This is a genomic window from Microbacterium sp. LWH13-1.2 (genome assembly GCF_038397735.1).
Lineage (GTDB): Bacteria > Actinomycetota > Actinomycetes > Actinomycetales > Microbacteriaceae > Microbacterium.
In genome coordinates this window covers 3663580-3682339 of sequence record NZ_CP151635.1, presented here as the reverse complement: position 1 = coordinate 3682339, position 18760 = coordinate 3663580, and the positions used below count along the sequence as shown (strand labels likewise).

At 69.3% G+C, this 18760-nt stretch carries 19 protein-coding genes; 8 read left to right on the top strand and 11 right to left on the bottom strand.

Going from position 1 to position 18760, the window contains the following annotated elements; all coding sequences use genetic code 11:
* Positions 1-114: 114 nt before the first annotated feature.
* The 4 genes from MRBLWH13_RS17820 to MRBLWH13_RS17805 all read right to left on the bottom strand — a co-directional run bounded on the left by MRBLWH13_RS17820 (position 115) and on the right by MRBLWH13_RS17805 (position 4216).
* Positions 115-318 carry a cold-shock protein gene (locus tag MRBLWH13_RS17820; RefSeq protein ID WP_056310329.1) on the bottom strand — a complete coding sequence of 68 codons (204 nt, stop codon included), beginning with the start codon at positions 316-318 and terminating at the stop codon, positions 115-117.
* A 77-nt stretch (positions 319-395) separates the two neighbouring features.
* Positions 396-3281, bottom strand: a complete 2886-nt coding sequence (locus MRBLWH13_RS17815; RefSeq protein ID WP_341956240.1) for an AAA family ATPase — start codon at positions 3279-3281, stop codon at positions 396-398.
* Between the two features lie 68 nt (positions 3282-3349).
* Complete coding sequence (locus MRBLWH13_RS17810; protein WP_341956239.1) at positions 3350-3601, bottom strand: hypothetical protein; 252 nt, start codon at positions 3599-3601, stop codon at positions 3350-3352.
* Between the two features lie 159 nt (positions 3602-3760).
* Positions 3761-4216, bottom strand: coding sequence for an SRPBCC family protein (locus tag MRBLWH13_RS17805; protein WP_056510662.1), 456 nt, complete (start codon positions 4214-4216; stop codon positions 3761-3763).
* Positions 4217-4338: 122 nt separating this feature from the next.
* Between MRBLWH13_RS17805 and MRBLWH13_RS17800 the strand changes: the two genes are divergently transcribed.
* Entirely contained in the window at positions 4339-5373 is a 1035-nt protein-coding gene (locus MRBLWH13_RS17800; protein WP_341956238.1) for an FUSC family protein, read from the top strand.
* Between the two features lie 109 nt (positions 5374-5482).
* Here MRBLWH13_RS17800 and MRBLWH13_RS17795 read toward each other — a convergent pair whose 3' ends face one another.
* Positions 5483-5650, bottom strand: coding sequence for a hypothetical protein (locus MRBLWH13_RS17795; RefSeq protein ID WP_341956237.1), 168 nt, complete (start codon positions 5648-5650; stop codon positions 5483-5485).
* Positions 5651-5757: 107 nt separating this feature from the next.
* Here MRBLWH13_RS17795 and MRBLWH13_RS17790 point away from each other — a divergent pair, with 107 nt between their 5' ends.
* The 3 genes from MRBLWH13_RS17790 to MRBLWH13_RS17780 all read left to right on the top strand — a co-directional run bounded on the left by MRBLWH13_RS17790 (position 5758) and on the right by MRBLWH13_RS17780 (position 9815).
* Positions 5758-6426 (top strand): DNA alkylation repair protein, encoded by a 669-nt coding sequence (locus tag MRBLWH13_RS17790; protein WP_341956236.1) that lies wholly within the window; start codon positions 5758-5760, stop codon positions 6424-6426.
* Positions 6427-6460: 34 nt separating this feature from the next.
* Positions 6461-7174, top strand: a complete 714-nt coding sequence (deoD, locus tag MRBLWH13_RS17785) for a purine-nucleoside phosphorylase (RefSeq protein ID WP_341956235.1) — start codon at positions 6461-6463, stop codon at positions 7172-7174.
* A gap of 127 nt (positions 7175-7301) precedes the next feature.
* Complete coding sequence (locus tag MRBLWH13_RS17780) at positions 7302-9815, top strand: DUF3516 domain-containing protein (protein WP_341956234.1); 2514 nt, start codon at positions 7302-7304, stop codon at positions 9813-9815.
* 134 nt (positions 9816-9949) lie between these two features.
* Here the strand turns inward: MRBLWH13_RS17780 and MRBLWH13_RS17775 are convergent, their stop codons facing one another.
* The 4 genes from MRBLWH13_RS17775 to MRBLWH13_RS17760 are packed head-to-tail and all read right to left on the bottom strand — an operon-like array spanning position 9950 to position 13675.
* Positions 9950-10984, bottom strand: a complete 1035-nt coding sequence (locus MRBLWH13_RS17775; RefSeq protein ID WP_341956233.1) for an acyltransferase family protein — start codon at positions 10982-10984, stop codon at positions 9950-9952.
* Positions 10981-11937 (bottom strand): D-alanine--D-alanine ligase, encoded by a 957-nt coding sequence (locus MRBLWH13_RS17770; protein WP_341956232.1) that lies wholly within the window; start codon positions 11935-11937, stop codon positions 10981-10983. The genes MRBLWH13_RS17775 and MRBLWH13_RS17770 overlap by 4 nt, the downstream gene beginning before the upstream one ends.
* Positions 11934-13070 (bottom strand): alanine racemase, encoded by a 1137-nt coding sequence (gene alr, locus MRBLWH13_RS17765; RefSeq protein ID WP_341956231.1) that lies wholly within the window; start codon positions 13068-13070, stop codon positions 11934-11936. The genes MRBLWH13_RS17770 and alr overlap by 4 nt, the downstream gene beginning before the upstream one ends.
* On the bottom strand, positions 13067-13675 hold the full coding sequence (locus tag MRBLWH13_RS17760; RefSeq protein ID WP_341956230.1) for a M15 family metallopeptidase: 609 nt from the start codon (positions 13673-13675) through the stop codon (positions 13067-13069). The genes alr and MRBLWH13_RS17760 overlap by 4 nt, the downstream gene beginning before the upstream one ends.
* A gap of 102 nt (positions 13676-13777) precedes the next feature.
* On the opposite strand from MRBLWH13_RS17760, the gene MRBLWH13_RS17755 reads away from it, so the two are divergent.
* Entirely contained in the window at positions 13778-14449 is a 672-nt protein-coding gene (locus MRBLWH13_RS17755; RefSeq protein ID WP_341956229.1) for a response regulator transcription factor, read from the top strand.
* 28 nt (positions 14450-14477) lie between these two features.
* Positions 14478-15554 (top strand): HAMP domain-containing sensor histidine kinase, encoded by a 1077-nt coding sequence (locus MRBLWH13_RS17750; RefSeq protein WP_341958346.1) that lies wholly within the window; start codon positions 14478-14480, stop codon positions 15552-15554.
* A 7-nt stretch (positions 15555-15561) separates the two neighbouring features.
* Here MRBLWH13_RS17750 and MRBLWH13_RS17745 read toward each other — a convergent pair whose 3' ends face one another.
* Complete coding sequence (locus MRBLWH13_RS17745; protein WP_341956228.1) at positions 15562-16218, bottom strand: NAD(P)H-dependent oxidoreductase; 657 nt, start codon at positions 16216-16218, stop codon at positions 15562-15564.
* Between the two features lie 77 nt (positions 16219-16295).
* On the opposite strand from MRBLWH13_RS17745, the gene MRBLWH13_RS17740 reads away from it, so the two are divergent.
* Both MRBLWH13_RS17740 and MRBLWH13_RS17735 read left to right on the top strand, forming a co-directional pair.
* Entirely contained in the window at positions 16296-16634 is a 339-nt protein-coding gene (locus MRBLWH13_RS17740) for a helix-turn-helix domain-containing protein (protein ID WP_341956227.1), read from the top strand.
* Positions 16631-17128, top strand: coding sequence for a hypothetical protein (locus tag MRBLWH13_RS17735; RefSeq protein ID WP_341956226.1), 498 nt, complete (start codon positions 16631-16633; stop codon positions 17126-17128). The genes MRBLWH13_RS17740 and MRBLWH13_RS17735 overlap by 4 nt, the downstream gene beginning before the upstream one ends.
* 29 nt (positions 17129-17157) lie before the next feature.
* Here MRBLWH13_RS17735 and MRBLWH13_RS17730 read toward each other — a convergent pair whose 3' ends face one another.
* Positions 17158-18675 (bottom strand): SDR family NAD(P)-dependent oxidoreductase, encoded by a 1518-nt coding sequence (locus MRBLWH13_RS17730; RefSeq protein WP_341956225.1) that lies wholly within the window; start codon positions 18673-18675, stop codon positions 17158-17160.
* Positions 18676-18760 lie beyond the last annotated feature (85 nt).

Here is an 18760-nt window from a genome sequence, read left to right as displayed (position 1 = left end):
GCGGAACTGACCCCGCACCGGCCCTCGAACCGGCATCCGCGCGAGGCCCCCGGGAATGCAGAAAGCCGGCCGGATCCGTGAGGATCCGACCGGCTTCAGGAAGTCAGCGCGCGCTCAGAGAGCGCGGATGTTCGCCGCCTGCATGCCCTTGGGGCCACGCTCAGCGTCGAATTCGACCTTCTGGTTCTCGCGGAGCTCCTTGAAACCGGAGCCGGCGATTGCCGAGTAGTGGGCGAAAAGGTCGTCCGTGCCGTCATCGGGAGCGATGAAGCCGAAGCCCTTTTCCGCGTTGAACCATTTCACAGTGCCAGTGGCCATGTGTTTTCTACTTTCTGTTTTCAAACGGCCGCTTGCGCGGCCCGCGCCGTGACGGAACGTCCGACATACGCGCGTCCTCAACGTACCACGGCAGGCTGACCGCTGGCTCCGAACCCCGACTTCTGCTGCAGGACGGCCGCTTCTGTGCGCGTGCTGACACCGAGCTTTCGCAGTACGGCCGATACGTGGACGCTCACGGTCTTCACGCTGATGAAGAGCCGCTCACCGATCTGTCGGTTGCTGAGACCCTCGACGATCAGTTCGAGAACCTGTCTCTCCCGAGCGGTGAGCGGATCGGATTCCGCGACAGCACGGGACGAATCGGATGCTGCAGCGAGGCCAGACGCGGAGGCGAACGCCCCGACGGTCTGCATGAGCGGAACATGCCCGAGCCGTTCGGCTTCACCGAGGGCGTGGGCGAGCACGGCGGCGGCCTCGGCGCGCTCGCCCGCGTCGACGAGCAGCCGAGCGAGCTCGAGTCGTGTCGTCACCCGGAACGTCACGGGCACGTCGTCGTCGTCGGCGAGGTCGACGGCAGCCCGCATCGACGGGGTCGACGTCGAGAGCAGCGCTTCGAGGATCATCCCCCACCGGTCGCCCTGCAACGGGGCGGGCTGCGCGAGCCACGCTCCCCGCACGTCGCCGATGGCCTCTGCGACATCGACGCCCGATGCCCGGAGCTCGGCGATCAACCACGAGGCTTCAAGGAGAAGACGGCGCTGGTGGAGGAACACGGGGCCGGCGTCCGCCAGCATCGCTCTCACTTCGGCGAGCGCTCGCGCGTGATCGCCCCGCCCTTCGGCGACGGCGACGCGCATCATGACCTCGTCGTACCAGATCTGCCGTTCGACGCGTCCGGTCTCTTCGAACGACGGATGCCATTCGCGCAGTATCTCGGCCGCCTGCTCATGCCGACCTCGCCACGACAGCACGCGGACCCGCGTCATCGTGGAGTACATGTGTGAGATGCGCAGCGTCCGCTGCGCGAGCTCGCGCGCCAGCATCCCCTCGACGCGGTCGATCTCACCCATCTCGAGAAGGGGCACCGCCATGTTCTGCGTCATCAGCGCACCGGTCGTGCGCTCGACGCCGAACGCCCGCGCCGGGGCGAGGCCGTCTTCAGCGACCTGCACCGCGTCGCGGTAGCGCCCGAGCAGCCCCAGCAGATCGGAGTAGTTCACCCGATACCGCATCTCGGCGTTCGTGCCCTTCGCCAGCCGCAGGGCGAGTGCGTACTCGCGGTGCCCGGCCTCGAGATCGCCGAGGTGAGCGCGGGCGCCGCCCCGGACGTTCGCGGCGATCGACGCCTCGTCATCTGACCCGGCGCGAACCGCACACTCTCCGGCCTCGGTCGCCAGCATGATCGCCTGATCGAGATGCCCCGCGATCATGTATCTGCTCGCCAGCTGATTGAGGATCGATGCGCGGAGCCGATCGTCGTCGACCCTGCCGTCGAGCACCTCGAGCGACTCATGAAGCAGCGCGATCGAGCCTTCGCGCCCGAGATTCATCAGGTAGTACGCCTTGTCGCGCAGGAGCCTCGCGTACGTGCGCGGATCGACCGTCGCGGGATCGACCTCGTCGAGGGCGACGTTGACCACGGCCAGCGCCCTCTCGCCGTCTCCGGCGTTGCGCAGCACCGAGCCGAGGGTGCGCAGCAGCTCGAAGCGCTCGATGTCGACGACGCTCTCGGCGTCGGGAACCTGGATCCACAGATCGAGGGCGAGCTCGCCGAATCGGGCGGCGCTCGCGAAGGCGAATCGCGACTTGGCGTCGAGCATCGCGGTGACGGCTGCGGCGAGCGCACGACGGTCGTCTTGCGCGAGCTGCCAGTGGTAGGCGAGCGCGGCGGGATCTCCGCTGTCGGTGCCGGTGCCGTTCTCTTCGAGCGTCTCGGCGTACGCCCTGTGCAGGCGAGCGCGCTCACCGGGAAGCAGGTCGTCGTGCACGGCTTCGCGCAGCAGCGCATGCCGGAATCGGTAGTCGTCGTCGACCACGACGAGGATGCCGCTGAGCGTCGCCTCGCGGATCCCCTCGTCGAGTCGCGCCTCCGGAAGGCCGGCGAGCCGAGTGACGAGCGGATGCGTGAGCGGACGCTCGGCGCCCGACACGACGTGCACGACGCGCCTCGCATCGTCGCCGAGCCGGTCGAATCGGGCGAGCAGGAGGTCTCGGAGGCTGCCGGGGAGAGGACCTGTCGAGCAGCCGGCGATCTCCTCGACGAAGAACGGCACGCCCTCTGCCCGCTCCTGGATGCGCTCGAGCGCGGTGTCGCTGAGCGGCTCTCCGGTGATCGACTCGGCGAGCTGTCGCACGGATTCCGTGTCGAGCCTCTCGACCGTGACCCGCTCGAGAAGGCGCGCACGGGTGGACTCGCCGATGAACCGGCTCACGGCATCGCCCCGGCGCACGTCGTCGGTGCGGCAGGTGAGGACGAGCAGGATGCGGCCCCGTGCCAGCGTGCGGAGCAGGAAGGAGAGGAGCGCGAGGGTCGACTCGTCGGCCCAGTGCAGGTCTTCGACGACCAGCACCTGCGGAGCGAGCTCTGCGGCGGCCTCGATGAGCGACGCGATCGCGTCGCGCAGGCGATCGGGGCTGGTCTGCGACCGGTCGGTCGGATTGAGCTCGGGCAGCAGCATGCCCAGCGCCTCGACACCGACGCCGAGCTGGTCGCGCACGCGATCGGCGCCCATGAGCGCGACGATCGAGCGAAGGATGCCGGTCAGCGGTCCGAACGGCGTGCGCGATGCCCCGAGGTCGAGGCACCAGCCGACGTGGACGTCGGCGCGGTTCGCCACCTCGGCTCCGAACTCGCGCAGCAGGCGCGACTTGCCGATGCCCGCCTCGCCCTCGACCAGAACGGCGACCGGGACTCCCTCGACCACCTGGTCGAAGAACCCGCGCACGATCGCGAGCTCGGCGTCGCGGCCGACCATCGCGGCGCTGGGAGCGGACGGGGGCATGGATTCATCGTCCCACCCCCGTCCGACATTCAGGGCGCTCCACGCGTCTGCCGTCGGCAGAGCAGCGCTCACCGGGCTGCGACCGGTTCGCACCCTGCGGCGGCCCGGCGGTCGGCGGGTGCGGAGGCATCCGTCGTGGCGGTGCGGGCACCGGTGATGGCGCGCAGCATCCGCTGTCCTGCTCGTCGGACCGGGCCTGCGGCGCGGGGGACGATCTGGTCGGCGTGCTCGGCGATGAAGCGACGGCGCTCGGCCGCCTGCTGGATCCGCTCCTGCTCGTACTCGGTCACCGTGTAGGCGAGATAGGGGTGCTCGTACATGACATCTCCTCGGTTGGGATGTCCCTACGCTCCGCTCTGAGGTGCCCCGCCGACATCGGGAGGATGCCCTATCTTTGCGCCCCCGACCGCCCCGGCGCACAGCACGAGGCCCGAACGACAGCGGGGACTACCGCCGTTCGGGCCTCTCACCTGGGTGTGTCAGGCGTCTACGTCACCGCGCCACGCACCGGTCTCGGCACCGCGCTTCTCCATGAACTCCTTGAAGTTCTTCAGGTCCTTCTTCACCGCGTGCGAGCCTGCGCCCACGAGGGAGCCGACCTTCTCGAGGAAGCCTTCGGGCTCCCAGTCGATCTGCACGGTCACGCGGGTCGTGAGGTCCTCGATCTTGTGGAACGTCACGACACCGGCATGCTCCGTGTCGCCGCCGACGCTCTTCCACGCCACCCGCTCATCAGGATGCTGCTCGGTGATCTCGGCGTCGAACTCACGCGTCGCGCCGCCCACCTTCACGGTCCAGCGGTTGTGGGTGTCGTCGATCTGGACGATGGACTCGACCTCGTCGAGGAACTCGGGGAAGCTCTCGAACTGGGTCCACTGGTTGTAGGCGACGTCGATCGGAACGTGGACGTCGATGGTCTCGATGATCTGCACCATGTGATGCTCCTCACTGCTCGTCGTTCGTTGTGATCCCATTCCGCTGCATGCGCCTGGGATGCGCGATGGGGTTGACATCGAGGGCGCCGCGACCGAGCATGCGCGCGAGTAGCTTTGAGTACATGCGCATCCATGCCGCGATCCGCGCCTCGAAGCGCTCGCCCCTGCTGCAGGTGGTGAAGTCCGCCGCAGCGACGATCGCCGCGTGGCTGCTCGCGGGCTGGGTCGTTCCGGGGCAGCTGCCCGTGTTCGCCGCGATCGCCGCACTGCTGGTCGTGCAGCCCAGCGTCAACCAGTCGCTGTCGAAGGCGCTGGAGCGCAGCATCGGCGTGATCGTCGGCGTCGTGATCGCCGTCGCGCTCGGCCTTCTGCTCGGTTCGCCCAGCTGGATCGTGCTGCTCGCGATCGTCGTGGCCATGCTCGTCGCATGGGCGTTCCGTGCCACCCCTGGCACCGGCAACCAGGTCGCGATCTCGGCGATGCTCGTGCTCGCCCTCGGTTCGACACCCGACTATGCGATCGCGCGCATCTTCGAGACCCTGATCGGCGTGGTCATCGGCATCGTCGTGAACGCGCTGATCGTGCCGCCGGTGCTGGTCGCCCCCGCCCGCCGCGACCTCGGACTGCTCGGCGCAGAGCTCGCCGCGAGCCTCGACCGCCTGGCCGACTCGCTGCCCGAACCGCAGACGCCCGCGAAGCTGCAGGAGCTCATGCTCGAGGCCCGACTGCTGCGCCCGATGAAGGATGCCGCTGAGGCCTCCATCGCGGCGGGCGAGGAGTCGCTCACCCTGAATCCGCGTCGCTCGACGCACCGCGATGAGCTCCGCGAGATGCGGGCGCTGCTCGAACGACTGTCGCCGATCGTGACGCAGACCATCGGGATGACCCGCGCGTACTTCGACCACTACGACGACTCGATCGGCCAGGAGCCCGCCGTCACGGCGATCGCCGAGCAGCTGCGGCGTGCGGGGCACGACGTGCGGCTGGCCGTGCAGATCGCGGACGTGTCACCCGAACCCGAGACCCTGACCTCGGCGATCCCCGCGCTCACGGCGCCGCTCGTCATCCGGCCGCCGTCGTCGACCCACTGGATCCTGATCGGGTCGCTGATGGAAGACCTCCGGCGCATCCGCGGGGAGCTCGTCGAGGAGGAGTGAGCGCGAGCGCGCGTTCACAACTCAGCACAGACTGACGTCGGTGTGCCGTTTCGGCCCTATTTCGAGCCCTTCGCGGAACTCATGCTGAGTTGTGAACGCGACCGCGGTGTCAGTCGTCGTCGGGGTCGTCGGCAAGAACGTCGCCGTCGTCGTCGGAAGCCGGCGCTGACGGGACCACCGTGGGCGGCTCGCCCTTGTTGTCCTCGGCTCCGAGATTGTCGTTCTCCTCGGGTCCGGGCGACTGCTCGGTGCTGATGTCGTTGCTGTCGTTGCTCATGCGCGTTCCTCTCGTCGGCGTTCGGGCTGCGTGGGGGCGAGGCTACGTCGAGATCTCTCGCTCAGACCCGGGCCTTGACACGGCGGCTCGAGGCCTACCCTGGAGGCATGTCCGACATGACCGTCGCCGAAGCACTGGCCGAGCTGGCCGCGATCGAGGATCCGAAGATGCGCGCCGCGAACGAGAAGCGGGGCGACGACCACGGCATGAACCTCAGCCGGCTCCGCGGGGTGGCCAAGCGCATCAAGACCGATCAGCCCCTCGCGAAGGAGCTGTGGGCGACGGGCGACACCGGTGCACGTCTGCTCGCCCTGCTCGTCTGCAAGCCCCGCGAGTTCACCGCCGACGAGCTCGACGCGATGCTGCGGCAGACGCACGCGCCCAAGGTCAACGACTGGTTCGTCAACTACGTCGCCAAGAAGACGCCGCTCGCCGAAGAGCTGCGCCTGCGCTGGTTCGGCGACTCCGACCCGACGGTCGCCGCCGCGGCGTGGTCGCTCACGACCGTGCGCGTCGCGAAGGACGCCGACGGCCTCGACCTCGAGCACCTGCTCGACTTGATCGAGCGCGATCTGCAGGATGCTCCGAAGCGCCTGCAGTGGTCGATGAACGAGACGCTCGCGAACATCGGCATCTTCCACCCCGAGCTGCGCGCGAGGGCGCTCGAGATCGGCGAGCGCCTGCAGGTGCTCGCCGACTACCCGACGGCACCGGGCTGCACCTCGCCGTTCGCGCCGATCTGGATCGGCGAGATCGTGCGGCGGCGCGAGGGCTGAGCGTCCTCATCAGCGGCGTCAGTACGCTGAATCCATGAGCACGCACATCGCCGCAGAGCCCGGTCAGATCGCCCCCATCGTCCTGTTCCCGGGCGACCCGCTGCGGGCGAAGTGGATCGCCGAGACCTTCCTCGACGATGCCGAGCTGTACTCCGAGACCCGCGGGATGCTGGGCTACACCGGCACCTGGGAGGGCCACCGCGTGTCTGTACAGGGTTCGGGCATGGGCCAGCCGTCGATGGCGATCTACGCGAACGAGCTGTTCGAGGAGTACGACGTGCAGACCATCGTGCGCGTCGGCTCGTGCGGCGCTCTGACCGAGAAGCTGAAGGTGCGCGACATCATCATCGCCAACGGCGCCTGCACCGATTCGGGGATCAACCGGGTGCGGTTCCACGGTCTCGACTACGCGCCCGTGGCGGACTTCGGCCTGCTGCGTGCCGCGGTCGAGGCGAGCGAGGCCGAGCCCCTCGACGCCGCCGTGCACGTGGGCCTGCTGTTCTCGAGCGACCAGTTCTACAGCACGCGCCCCGAGCTCACCGAGCCGTTCGTGCAGCACGGCGCACTCGGCGTCGAGATGGAGGCCGCAGGGCTGTACACCCTCGCGGCGTTCCACGGGCGCCGCGCCCTGGCCATCTGCACGGTGTCGGATCACATCGTCACGGGCGAGCAGACCACCGCCCAGGAGCGCGAGCAGACGTTCGGCGACATGATCCGCATCGCGCTGCGCGCCGCGACCTCGGTCTGAGGCGTTCACAATTCAGCATGAGATCGTGCTGACCGCTCGAATCCGGTGGTCTCGGCCGCATCGGACGATTCCCTGCCGAGTACTGCACGAGGTTCGCCCGTGCCGGAGGTGGGATGATCGACAGACCATGCCTGCGATCCTCGACCACACCACGCTGACCGACGGATCCGATGCGGATGCCGTCTACACGGCATTCGTCGAGTGGGCGGAGTCGACCGGCATCAGTCTCTACCCCGCGCAGGACGAGGCTGTCATCGAGATCGTCTCGGGCAACAACCTGATCCTCTCGACGCCCACCGGCACCGGCAAGTCGCTCGTCGCGGTCGGGGCGCACTTCGCCGCGCTCGTCGAGGGCCGCCGCTCGTTCTACACGGCTCCGATCAAGGCCCTGGTGAGTGAGAAGTTCTTCGCGCTCGTCGACGTCTTCGGCGCCTCGAACGTCGGCATGATCACGGGCGACTCGTCGGTCAACCCCGATGCGCCGATCATCTGCTGCACGGCGGAGATCCTCGCGAACCTCGCACTGCGCCAGGGCACGGATGCCGCGGTGCACCAGGTCGTCATGGACGAGTTCCACTTCTACGCCGACCCGGACCGCGGGTGGGCGTGGCAGGTGCCGCTGCTCGAGCTGCCACAGGCGCAGTTCATCCTGATGTCCGCGACGCTCGGCGATGTCTCGCAGCTGTCGAGCGACCTCACCCGCAGGACAGGCCGCGACACGGCATCCGTCACGGGCGTCGAGCGTCCCGTGCCGCTGCACTACTTCTACGAGACCACGCCGATCCACGAGACGATCGACGATCTGCTCGGCACCGGCCAGGCCCCGATCTACGTCGTGCACTTCTCGCAGGCGGCGGCGATGGAACGGGCGCAGGCGCTGTCGAGCACCAAGGTCGCCACGCGCGAGCAGCGCGACGAGATCGCGGCCCTGATCGGCGGATTCCGATTCACCACAGCCTTCGGCAAGACCCTCTCGAGGTTCCTCCGGGCCGGCATCGGCGTTCACCATGCCGGGATGCTGCCGAAGTACCGGCGCCTCGTCGAGCAGCTGGCCCAGCGCGGCCTGCTGCGCGTGATCTGCGGCACCGACACCCTCGGCGTCGGCATCAACGTGCCCATCCGCACGGTGCTGCTGACGGCCCTGACCAAGTTCGACGGCACCCGGATGCGGCAGCTCAGCGCCCGCGAGTTCCACCAGATCGCGGGGCGTGCAGGACGCGCGGGGTTCGACACCGCCGGCACGGTCGTCGCGCAGGCGCCCGAGCACGAGAGCGAGAACGTCGCCGCGATCAAGAAGGCCGGCGACGATCCGAAGAAGAAGCGCAAGATCGTCCGCAAGAAAGCGCCCGACGGCTTCGTCTCGTGGGGAGAGCCGTCGTTCCGCAAGCTGATCGACGCCGAACCCGAGACGCTGACCTCGCACATGCAGATCACGAGCGCCATGATGCTCAACGTGATCGGCCGCGGCGGCGACGTCTTCGGCAATATGCGGGCCCTCGTCTACGACAACCACGAGCCTCGCAAGAGGCAGCGTGAGCTCGCGCTGCGCGCCATCGGCATCTACCGGACACTGCTCGAGTCGGGCGTCGTCGAGCAGACGGATGACGGCGAGATCCGCCTCACGGTCGATCTGCAGCCGAACTTCGCCCTGAACCAGCCGCTGTCGCCGTTCGCCCTCGCGGCGTTCGACCTGCTCGACCCCGATCCCTCGGCCGGCACGGGCACAGGCTCGTACGCCCTCGACATGATCTCGATCGTCGAATCGACGCTCGACGACCCCCGCGCCATCCTCGGCCAGCAGGAGTTCCAGGCGCGCGGCGAAGCCGTCGCCGTCATGAAGCGCGAGGGCATCGAGTACGACGAGCGTATGGAGCTGCTCGAGGAGATCACCTATCCGAAGCCGCTCGACGAGCTGCTGAGCGCCGCGTTCGAGACGTTCAGTGCGGCCCAGCCGTGGATCCGCGACTTCGAACTGCATCCGAAGTCCGTCGTGCGCGACATGTACGAGCGAGCCATGTCGTTCGGAGAATATGTCGCGTTCTACAAGATCGCGCGCTCCGAGGGTGTGGTGCTGCGCTATCTCTCGGACGCGTATCGGGCGGCCTCGCAGACGATTCCCGAAGAGGCGAAAGACGAGGATCTGCGCGACCTCATCGAATGGCTCGGCGAACTCGTGCGCCAGGTCGACTCGAGTCTGCTCGACGAGTGGGAGGAGCTCGTGAACGGGGTGCTGCAGGATCCCGACGAGGAGCCGATCGTCCCGCCGGCCCCCAAGCGCCTCACCTCGAACGTGCGGGCGTTCCGCACCCTCGTACGCAACGAGCTGTTCCGCCGGGTGCAGCTCGCGGCTCGCGAGGATGTCACCGCCCTCGCCGAGCTCGATCCGTCGTTCGGCGCGGATGCGTGGTCTGACGCGCTCGACGGATACTTCGCGGATCACGACGAGATCCTCACCGGCGCGAACGCCCGCAGCTCGCAGCTGCTGCTCCTCACAGAAGGCGCCACCGAGTGGACCGTGCGTCAGATCCTCGACGACCCGGCCGGCGACCACGACTGGGGCATCTCGGCCACGGTCGACCTCGCCGCCTCCGACGAGGAGGGCGCCGCTGTCGTCACGGTGACGGGCGTCGATCGACTCTGACTCGCTCGGATGGCTGACTTTCGCCCGATTGGCTGACCGTTGCCGCCTGCGGAGTCAGCCGGGCGGGGCTCAGCCAGCCGTCCGGACCTCAACCGCCCCGACCGCAGCCGCCCGGACCTCAACCGCCAGGGGTATCAGCCAGCCGTCCGGGCAGCAGCCACGCGGTCGACGAGAAGCAGCGGATCGAACAGCACCCCGAGCCCCACACGCACGAGCCCCGCGTGCACCGCGAGGCAGATCGCGATCACGACGGCCGTGAGCACGATCGGCCAGGCGACCTCCACCGCCGGGGTCGCGACCCAGCCCGAGCCTCGGAGGGCACCGTCGATCAGCGCCAGCGGGATCATATGGATCACATAGATCGGCAGCGTCCGCCGGCCGATCCGGCGCAGCGGGCGGGCGATCACCCCCGCATGACGGTCGAGCAGAGAGCACGCCGCGACGCCGAACGCGACCGCGACGATCGCGAGCATCGGCCAGACGCCCGGCCACTGCCGCATGCCCAGCACCCCCACGGCACCGACCGCGCCGACATATGCCGCTCCGAGCATGACAGTGCGGAGGGGCCCGGATGCCGCGGCGAAGCGCTCGATGCTCGACCTCAGCCGAAGGCCCGCAAGGAAGAAGAGAAGGTTCTGCACGAGCTGCCACAGGTTGCCCAGATCCGGGATGAGTCCCGCGGCGGCGATCGCGGCGATCGCGAACGCGACGGGCAGCACCACCGCGGTCGGCACGTGACGAACCACGCGCGCGATCAGGAGATACACCGCGAGCGCCAGCAGGTACCAGAGGTTCGTCGGGCTGATGGTGAGCTGCGCGAGCAGCTGCCATCCGTTTTCGGCCCTCGCCGTGTCAAAGTCCGGCGTCCACGCGAGCACGAACGTCTGGATCACGACCCAGATGACGTAGACCGCGGCGAGACGCCCTGCGCGGCGACGCCACGAGACCCCGGCCGGCGCATTCACGGCGCTCCCGGCGAACATCCCCGAGATCAGGAAGAACAGCGGCATCCGCAATGGGAGCAGCTGGGCGTTGAGCGTCGCCCAGGCGTCGGTGATCGGCCCCGCCCCCTCGACCTCGATCGCGTGTTTGGTGACCACATGCCACAGCACCACCAGGATGATGCAGACGCCCTTCGCGACATCAGGCCAGCCGACGCGCGCGGTCACCGCCCCGGCACCTCGGCGGCGCGCACGAGGCGCGACACCAGGTCGACGTATGACACGTCGGCCGCCGCGAACATGCGCGGGACCTGCGATGCCGCGGTCAGCCCCGGCATCGTGTTGATCTCGTTCAGCACCGGCCCCTCCGCCGTGAGGAAGAAGTCCATCCTGGCGACGCCGGCGCAGCCGAGCGCATCGAACATCGTCAGGGCGGCCCGACGGAGCGCGGTCGCATCGTCCTCCGAGAGCCGAGCCGGCACCGTGAACCGTGCGCTGCCGTCGTATTTCATGGCGGTGTCGAAGAGCCCTGACGCGTGGATCTCCAGCGGCGGAGCCGCCCACCGCACCCCGCTGGGCTCCCGGATCACCGCGACGTCGATCTCGCGTCCCTGCACGACCTCCTCGACGAGGATGCGGCGGTCGAACCGCGCCGCCTCCTGCAGCGCAGCTCCGAGCTCATCCGCGTCGCGCACCAGCGAGACGCCATAGCTCGAGCCCGCCGACACCGGTTTGACGACCACCGGGCCGTCGAACTCGGCGTCCCCGCAGTCCGCCGCATCGATCAGGCGTCCGCGGGCAGTGCGCAGCCCCGCTGCCTCGGCGACGAGCTTCGTCGCCCACTTGTCCATGCCGATAGCCCCGACCCGAGGCCCCGATCCGACCACTCGAACTCCCGCCAGCGCACACAGCGCCGCGAGCACGCCGTCTTCCCCGAGTGCTCCATGCACTGCGGGGAATACGACGTCGGCCTCCGCGAGCAGCCGCATCGCGAGAGCCAGGGAGAAGGCGGCGGTGGCACCCTCCGAGACGCCCGCCACCTCCCAGATCCCGTCGCGCGAGATCGTCACCGTGTCGACCTCGTATCCGCCGACGCCCAATGCCTCGGCGACCGCCGCGGCAGAGGCGAGTGAGACGTCGTGCTCGGCGTTCTGCCCTCCTCCGATGACGAGCACCCTCACGCGATCGCCCTCTCGACCCGAGCGCCGACACCCGTGACGATCGTGTGGGGGATGCTCCCCGCCCACCGCGCCCACTCCTGCACGCTCGGCACCGCTCCGCCCTCGGGGCCGAACACGACCGCGGTGGCGCCCCGCGGCACGATGGCATCGCCCGTGTCGACGACGATCTGATCCATCGACACCCGTCCGACGATCGGGCAGCGGGTGCCGTCGATCGCCACGCTCGCCCCCGCCAGAAGCTCGCGCGGAATGCCGTCGGCATACCCGACCCCGATCACGCTCAGACGGCTGGTGCGCTCCGTCACGAACGCGCCGCTGTAGCCCACCGCCGTACCTGCGGGCACGACGCTGCTGTGCACGACGGACGCCGTCAATCGCGCCGCCCCGTGCAACGACACGGTCTCGGACGGATCGATGCCCACGAGACCCGCGCCGACCCGCACGAGGTCGAAGTGCGTCGCCGCGTCGGTCAGCGTGCCGGATGTCGCGGCGAGGTGTACAAGGAGCGGACCGAACCCGGCGCGCAGCACGGCATCCCGGGCCTGACGCATCCGCAGCACCGCGGGGGCGTTGAGAGCGGGGTCGGCGTCGTCGGCGCGCGGCAGGTGTCCCATGACCCCGACGACCTCCACGCACCCTCGGCCCGTACGCGCCACCTGCAGCAGCTCCGCCCAGTCCGCCAGGGGCACTCCGCCCCGCGTCATGCCGGTGTCCATATGCAGGTGCACTCGCACGCGGCCCGCGGCGAGCGGTGCGGCGTCGGCGATGAGCTGTCGCAGCTCCTCGACCGATCCGACGGCGATGTCGACGCGATCGGCGATCGCCCGTGCCGCATCGACGCCGGAGGGATTCAGCCACGCGAGGATCGGCACCTCGATGCCCGCCCGGCGCAGCTCGGCCGCATCCTCCGCATCCGTCACGCCCAGCCACTCTGCGCCCGCGTCGATCGCCGCGCGGGCGACCGTGACGGCTCCGAGGCCGTAGCCGTCGGCTTTCACGACCGCCATGATGCGCGCGTCGGTCGCAGACCGCATCCGCTCGATGTTCGCCGCGACGGCTGCGGGGATCGTGTGCAGAGTGGGCGCATGCATGCGCGAGAGAGTGAGGGGCGGGGTCGTCAGTGTCGTGCTCATCGCTGGGTCCTCGGGTCGGCGGTCGGGTCGTCGTACATGAGGGGGCAGCCGTTGGCGACCGCAGCCGGGCGCAGCTCGAAGTGCCAGCGCTCGTTCGCGTAGATCTGGCAGAGCCCGAACTCGGCGCCGTGGCGCGACAGCCAGTCCTGCGCAGCGACCGGTCCGAGGTCGACCGCGTCTCCCGACACGTGCTCGGAGTTCTCGGGGGTCGCGACCCAGCGGGCCGCCTCCTCCGCGGAGCCGTATTCGATCACGGCATCCTGCCGCAGCACCTGCTGATACGCCGCCGATCGCCAGCCGCTGTTCACGTGCACCCGCACCCCATCGAGCTCGGCGGCGGTCGCGGCGGAGCGCACCGCCGCGAGCAGATCGGGGTCGAGGTTCGTGACGGCAGGCACCTCGTCGAACACCGACACCGCGCCCTCCTCGCGGATGACGCCGTCGGACTCGGTGAGAGAGGCAGCCGAGAGCTGAGGAGCGACGGATGCCGACGCCAGCGACTGCTGGCCGATAATGACGGCCGATCCGGCGATGGCGGCGGCGAGCAGCGCGACACCGATGATCGCGGTGAGGCGGCGCCGACTGAGGGCAGTGCGTGTGTTCATGCCCTCAGTCAATTCAGAGTCCTGTTGCCACGGCGTATGCGCTTTTGCATACGCTCCCGATATGCCCGGGTGCGTAAGCTCTGAGCACATGAGAGCTGTGCCGTGCGTGTGCTGATCGTCGAGGACGAGCCGTACCTGGCCGAGGCCGTGCGCGACGGATTGCGCCTCGAGGCGATCGCCGCCGACATCGCAGGAGACGGCGACACGGCGCTCGAACTCCTGAGCGTCAACTCCTACGATCTGGCCGTCCTCGACCGCGACATCCCCGGCCCCTCCGGTGACGACGTCGCCCGCTCGATCGTGGCGTCTGGCAGCGGCATCCCGATCCTCATGCTCACCGCGGCCGACCGGCTCGACGACAAGGAGACGGGCTTCGAGATCGGGGCCGACGACTACCTGACCAAGCCGTTCGAGCTGCGAGAGCTCGTGCTGCGCCTGCGTGCCCTCGACCGCCGTCGTCAGCGCGTGCGTCCGCCCGTGCTCGAGATCGACGGGCTGCGGCTCGATCCGTTCCGCCGCGAGGTCTATCGCGACGGACGGTACGTCGCCCTCACCCGCAAGCAGTTCGCCGTGCTCGAAGTGCTCGTCGATGCGGGCGGCGGTGTCGTGAGCGCCGAGCAGCTGCTCGAGCGCGCGTGGGACGAGAACGCCGACCCGTTCACGAACGCCGTGCGCATCACCGTCTCGTCGCTGCGCAAGCGGCTCGGGGAGCCGTGGCTGATCCTCACCGTGCCGGGCGTCGGCTATCGCATCGGCACGGATGCCGATGACTGACCGGATCCGCCCGACCAGGCGCCGCGGCATGAGCGCCCGCTGGAAGCTCACTCTGAGCTATGCGGGCGTCGTCGTCGTGTCCGGAATCGGGCTGCTCGCCGCGGTCGCCTTCTACCTGCTGCGGTATGTGCCCGACGTGAACATCATCAGCGACTTCTTCGTGCCGAACCGCTCCGACCTCATCCGCGCATTCGTCCCGGTCGCGATCGTGATGATGCTGGTGCTGCTCGCTCTGGGGCTGGGCGGCGGATGGCTCATCGCAGGGCGCATGCTGGCGCCCCTCGACCGCATCGGGCGCGCGGCCCAGCTCGCAGCCCAAGGGTCGCTGTCGCACCGCGTCGCCCTCGAAGGACCTCGCGACGAGTTCCGCGACCTGGCCGACGTGTTCGACTCGATGCTCGAGCAGCTCGAGGCGCACATCTCCGAGCAGCAGCGGTTCGCCGCCAACGCCTCGCACGAGCTGCGCACCCCGCTCGCGATCTCGCAGACCATGCTCGAGGTCGCCCGCAACGACCCCGACCGCGACGTCGATGCCCTGATCGCCCGACTGCACGAGGTCAATGCACGGGCCATCGAGCTGACCGAGGCGCTGCTGATGCTCAGCCGCGCCGAGCGCCGCACGTTCACGCGCGAGCCGATCGATCTCTCGCTGCTGGCCGAGGAATCCGCCGAGACACTGCTGCCCCTCGCCGAGCGCCGCGGCGTGACCCTCGATGTGGGCGGCGACACGGCGAACGTCCTCGGATCCCCCGCATTGCTGCAGCAGCTGATCACCAACCTCGTGCACAACGCGATCGTGCACAATCTGCCCGCGGATGGCACTGTGACCGTCCGCACTCATATGCTCCCCGAGGCGGTCGCGCTCGTGGTCGAGAACACCGGTGCGGCGCTGCCCGCGGATAGGGTCGCGACCCTGGCCGAACCGTTCCAGAGGGGCACCGACCGCACGCGAGACGATGACCACGCGGGCGTGGGCCTCGGGCTCGCCATCGTGCAGCGCATCGCCCAGACGCACGACGGATCGCTCGTGCTCACGCCCCGCAGAGGCGGCGGGTTGAACGTGACGGTGTGGCTGCCGCATCCGTTCCCCCGCCCCCTCGCCTGAATGCTGGTCAGGCGACCTGCTCGCCCCGGAGAGCGGCGAGCTCGCGGCCGTACGTGCGGGCCGACTGCTCGGCGTTCTCCTTGAGCTCGCGGGCGGTGTCGGCGAAGGCATCCAGTGCCGGGTTCACTCCCACGAGGGTGAACGGACGCTCGACGATGCGCAGGTCGAGGCCCCAGACATCCTCGAGCACGCGGCGCAGCCATGCGGTCGAGTGGTCCCAGCCCTCCTTGGGGGTTCCCGGAGCGTAGTTGCCGCCGAGCACGGTGACGAGGGTCGCCGGCTTGCCGCGAAGCGCCGTGCCCTGCGGGTCGATGCGCGGGTCGGTGTAGGCCAGATCGAACCAGGTCTTGAAGTGCTGCGAGACACCGTAGTTGTAGAGCGGCACGGCGAACAGCAGCGCATCGGCGCCGATCAGCTCGTCGGCGAAGCTGGTGGCGAGGGCGCGCGCGGCGCGCTGGGCGTCGGTGCGCTGCGCCTCGTCGACGAAGCCTCCGGTGACGGCATCCGCCCAGGCCGTGGCGGGCACGGGGTCAGCGGCCAGATCGCGACGCGTGACCGTGGAGTCGGGGTGGGATGCAGTCCACTCGGCTTCGACCAGATCGGCGAGCGAGCGGCTGGCGGACGACGCGGGAAGGATGCTGGCATCCAGGCGGAACAGGGACATGAGAAGTGCCTTTCGTTTACGTGTCACTCTGTTTTTCTTAGCGACTCGCGTTAACGTAGCACAGGTATGATGGGCGCATGGCCGAGATCGACGAAGAGAGTCACGTGTGCGACGCCGCCGTCACACTGGCTTTCAGCGTGCTCGGAAAGCGCTGGAACGGCATGATCGTCTCGTCACTGGGTGGAGGCCCGTCGACATTCGTCGCGCTGCGCCGCGCGGTCGCCGGCATCAGCGACACCGTGCTCTCCGACCGCCTCGCCGAACTCGCCGACGCCGGCCTCGTCTCCCGCGCCGTCGACCCCGGGCCGCCCGTCGCCGTCTCCTACGCCCTCACCGACAGCGGCCGCGGGCTTCTGCCGATCCTCGACCAGCTCGGCGCCTGGGCATCTGCGAATCTCGAGATCCGAGCCCGATGACGACGCCCCAGGCACGACGACCCCGCCGCGCCTGGTGGATCCTGCTGCTGCTCGGCGCGCTCGTCTTGGCCGGCGCCGCCGCACTCGCGTTCAGCCCCGGGTTCCGCCTCGAACCGCCCGTCGCCTTCGGCGAGGAGCTCACGATCGATCTCACCGAAGGGGATCACGCGATCTATGTGACCCCGTCGGACCAGTGGAGCGAGATCGAGTGCACCGGCACGTTCCCCGCCGGCGGCGTGCTGAAGCTGCGACCCGACATGTTGCAGCAGGCGATCGTGATCCCCGAGCAGTGGGATGCACAAGGGAGCTTCTCGCTGGGCGTCGCCTCCCCCGGCACGATCACGTGCGACGGGCCTGTCGCCGACGGTCGGTTCACGGTCGGCCCGGTGATGACCTTCTTCACGGTCGTCGGCGCCGTGCTCCTCGCCATCCCCGGCATCCTGCTCGTGATCGCCGGCGTGGTCGTCGGAGCCGTGCAGTCTCGGCGTCCGTAGATCAGACCGCCGAACTCACGCTCCCGGACTCACCAGGGGCTGGGCTCGTAGTCCTTCAGGAAGACGCCGTGGATGTCGTCGCCCGCCTCGCCGCGCACGATCGGGTCGTACACGCGGGCCGCACCGTCCACGAGGTCGAGCGGGGCATGGAAGCCCTCCTCCGCGAGGCGCACCTTCGTGTAGTGCGGGCGCTCGTCGGTGATCCATCCGGTGTCGACGGCGGTCATCAGGATGCCGTCGGTCTCGAGCATCTCGCCCGCACTCGTGCGCGTGAGCATGTTCAGGGCAGCCTTCGCCATGTTGGTGTGCGGGTGGCCGGGACCCTTGTACCGGCGCGAGAACTGACCCTCCATGGCCGAGACGTTCACCACGTACTTGCGACGAGCCGAGGATGCGGCCATCGACGCACGGAGGCGACTGATGAGCAGGAACGGCGCGGTCGTGTTGGCGAGCTGCACCTCGAGCATCTCGAGCGGGTCGACCTGATCGATCGACTGCACCCAGCTGTTGGTGCGGTTGACGTCGGGCACGAGGCCGCCGGCGTCGATCGCGGTGCCGTCGGCGTGCTTCTCGAGTGACGACGACCCGGGGGCCATTGCGAGCCGCGCGAGGTCTTCGGCGGTGAGCGCCTGACCGCCCTGCTCGGCGACGGTGCCGCCGAGGGCCGCGACCGACAGCAGCGGGTGCGCATCGACGGATGCCTGCAGCGCCTGCGGATGCGGATCGGCGGTGTGCCCGAACGTCTCCATCTCGGGCAGCGGTCCGTCAGGAAGGGGCTGCAGCTCGGCATCCGCCAGCAGCGAGTACGACCCGGGCGAGCGGCGCACGGTCTGTGCGGCGTTGTTGATCAGGATGTCGAGCGGGCCCTGCGCCGCGACGGAATCGGCGAGCCCGATGACCTGGGCCGGGTCGCGCAGGTCGATGCCGACCACGCGCAGGCGGTGCAGCCAGTCTGCCGAATCGGGCAGAGCCGAGAACCGACGCACGGCGTCGCGGGGGAAGCGCGTCGTGATCGTCGTGTGGGCACCGTCGCGCAGCAGCCGCAGAGCGATGTGCATGCCGATCTTGGCGCGGCCTCCGGTGAGCAGCGCGCGCTTGCCGGTGAGGTCGGTGCGGGCGTTGCGCTTGCCGTGGCTGAAGCGCGCGCAGTCGGGACAGAGCTGGTGGTAGAACGCGTCGACCACCGTGTACGGCTGCTTGCAGATGTAGCAGTTGCGGGGCTTCAGCAGCTCGCCCGCGATCGGGGCGTCGACGACGCTGGTCGCCAGGTCGTGGCCGCGGGTCTCGTCGTCGATGCGGTCGGGGGCGCCGGTGGCGGTGCGGGCGACGACGGCCTTGTCGGCCTCGGCGATCGCATCGCGGATCTCCTTGCGGCGCACGCGCTTGACAGCCTTGAACATCGCGGCGGTCGCGTGACGCACGGCGACGAAGTCGGGGTGCTCGTTGTCGATCTGGTGCAGCTCCGAGAGCACCCGCAGCGTGGTGGCCAGGTCTTCGGGGTCGATGCCGGCACCCAGGTCGGAGGTGGCGTCGGGTGCGTCGGTCATTGTGCCGATTTTACGCGAGTTCTCGGGGTCATTTCCTGGGAGCCCCGGGGGTGGCGCCGCCGGTCGCCGTTCATGACTCAGCAGG

Coding starts and splice junctions, on each gene's coding strand:
- MRBLWH13_RS17820 (WP_056310329.1), bottom strand. CDS start 318: ATGGCCACTGGCACTGTGAAATGGTTCAACGCGGAAAAGGGCTTCGGC.
- MRBLWH13_RS17815 (WP_341956240.1), bottom strand. CDS start 3,281: ATGCCCCCGTCCGCTCCCAGCGCCGCGATGGTCGGCCGCGACGCCGAG.
- MRBLWH13_RS17810 (WP_341956239.1), bottom strand. CDS start 3,601: ATGTACGAGCACCCCTATCTCGCCTACACGGTGACCGAGTACGAGCAG.
- MRBLWH13_RS17805 (WP_056510662.1), bottom strand. CDS start 4,216: ATGGTGCAGATCATCGAGACCATCGACGTCCACGTTCCGATCGACGTC.
- MRBLWH13_RS17800 (WP_341956238.1), top strand. CDS start 4,339: ATGCGCATCCATGCCGCGATCCGCGCCTCGAAGCGCTCGCCCCTGCTG.
- MRBLWH13_RS17795 (WP_341956237.1), bottom strand. CDS start 5,650: ATGAGCAACGACAGCAACGACATCAGCACCGAGCAGTCGCCCGGACCC.
- MRBLWH13_RS17790 (WP_341956236.1), top strand. CDS start 5,758: ATGTCCGACATGACCGTCGCCGAAGCACTGGCCGAGCTGGCCGCGATC.
- deoD (WP_341956235.1), top strand. CDS start 6,461: ATGAGCACGCACATCGCCGCAGAGCCCGGTCAGATCGCCCCCATCGTC.
- MRBLWH13_RS17780 (WP_341956234.1), top strand. CDS start 7,302: ATGCCTGCGATCCTCGACCACACCACGCTGACCGACGGATCCGATGCG.
- alr (WP_341956231.1), bottom strand. CDS start 13,070: ATGAGCACGACACTGACGACCCCGCCCCTCACTCTCTCGCGCATGCAT.
- MRBLWH13_RS17760 (WP_341956230.1), bottom strand. CDS start 13,675: ATGAACACACGCACTGCCCTCAGTCGGCGCCGCCTCACCGCGATCATC.
- MRBLWH13_RS17750 (WP_341958346.1), top strand. CDS start 14,478: ATGAGCGCCCGCTGGAAGCTCACTCTGAGCTATGCGGGCGTCGTCGTC.
- MRBLWH13_RS17745 (WP_341956228.1), bottom strand. CDS start 16,218: ATGTCCCTGTTCCGCCTGGATGCCAGCATCCTTCCCGCGTCGTCCGCC.
- MRBLWH13_RS17740 (WP_341956227.1), top strand. CDS start 16,296: ATGGCCGAGATCGACGAAGAGAGTCACGTGTGCGACGCCGCCGTCACA.
- MRBLWH13_RS17735 (WP_341956226.1), top strand. CDS start 16,631: ATGACGACGCCCCAGGCACGACGACCCCGCCGCGCCTGGTGGATCCTG.
- MRBLWH13_RS17730 (WP_341956225.1), bottom strand. CDS start 18,675: ATGACCGACGCACCCGACGCCACCTCCGACCTGGGTGCCGGCATCGAC.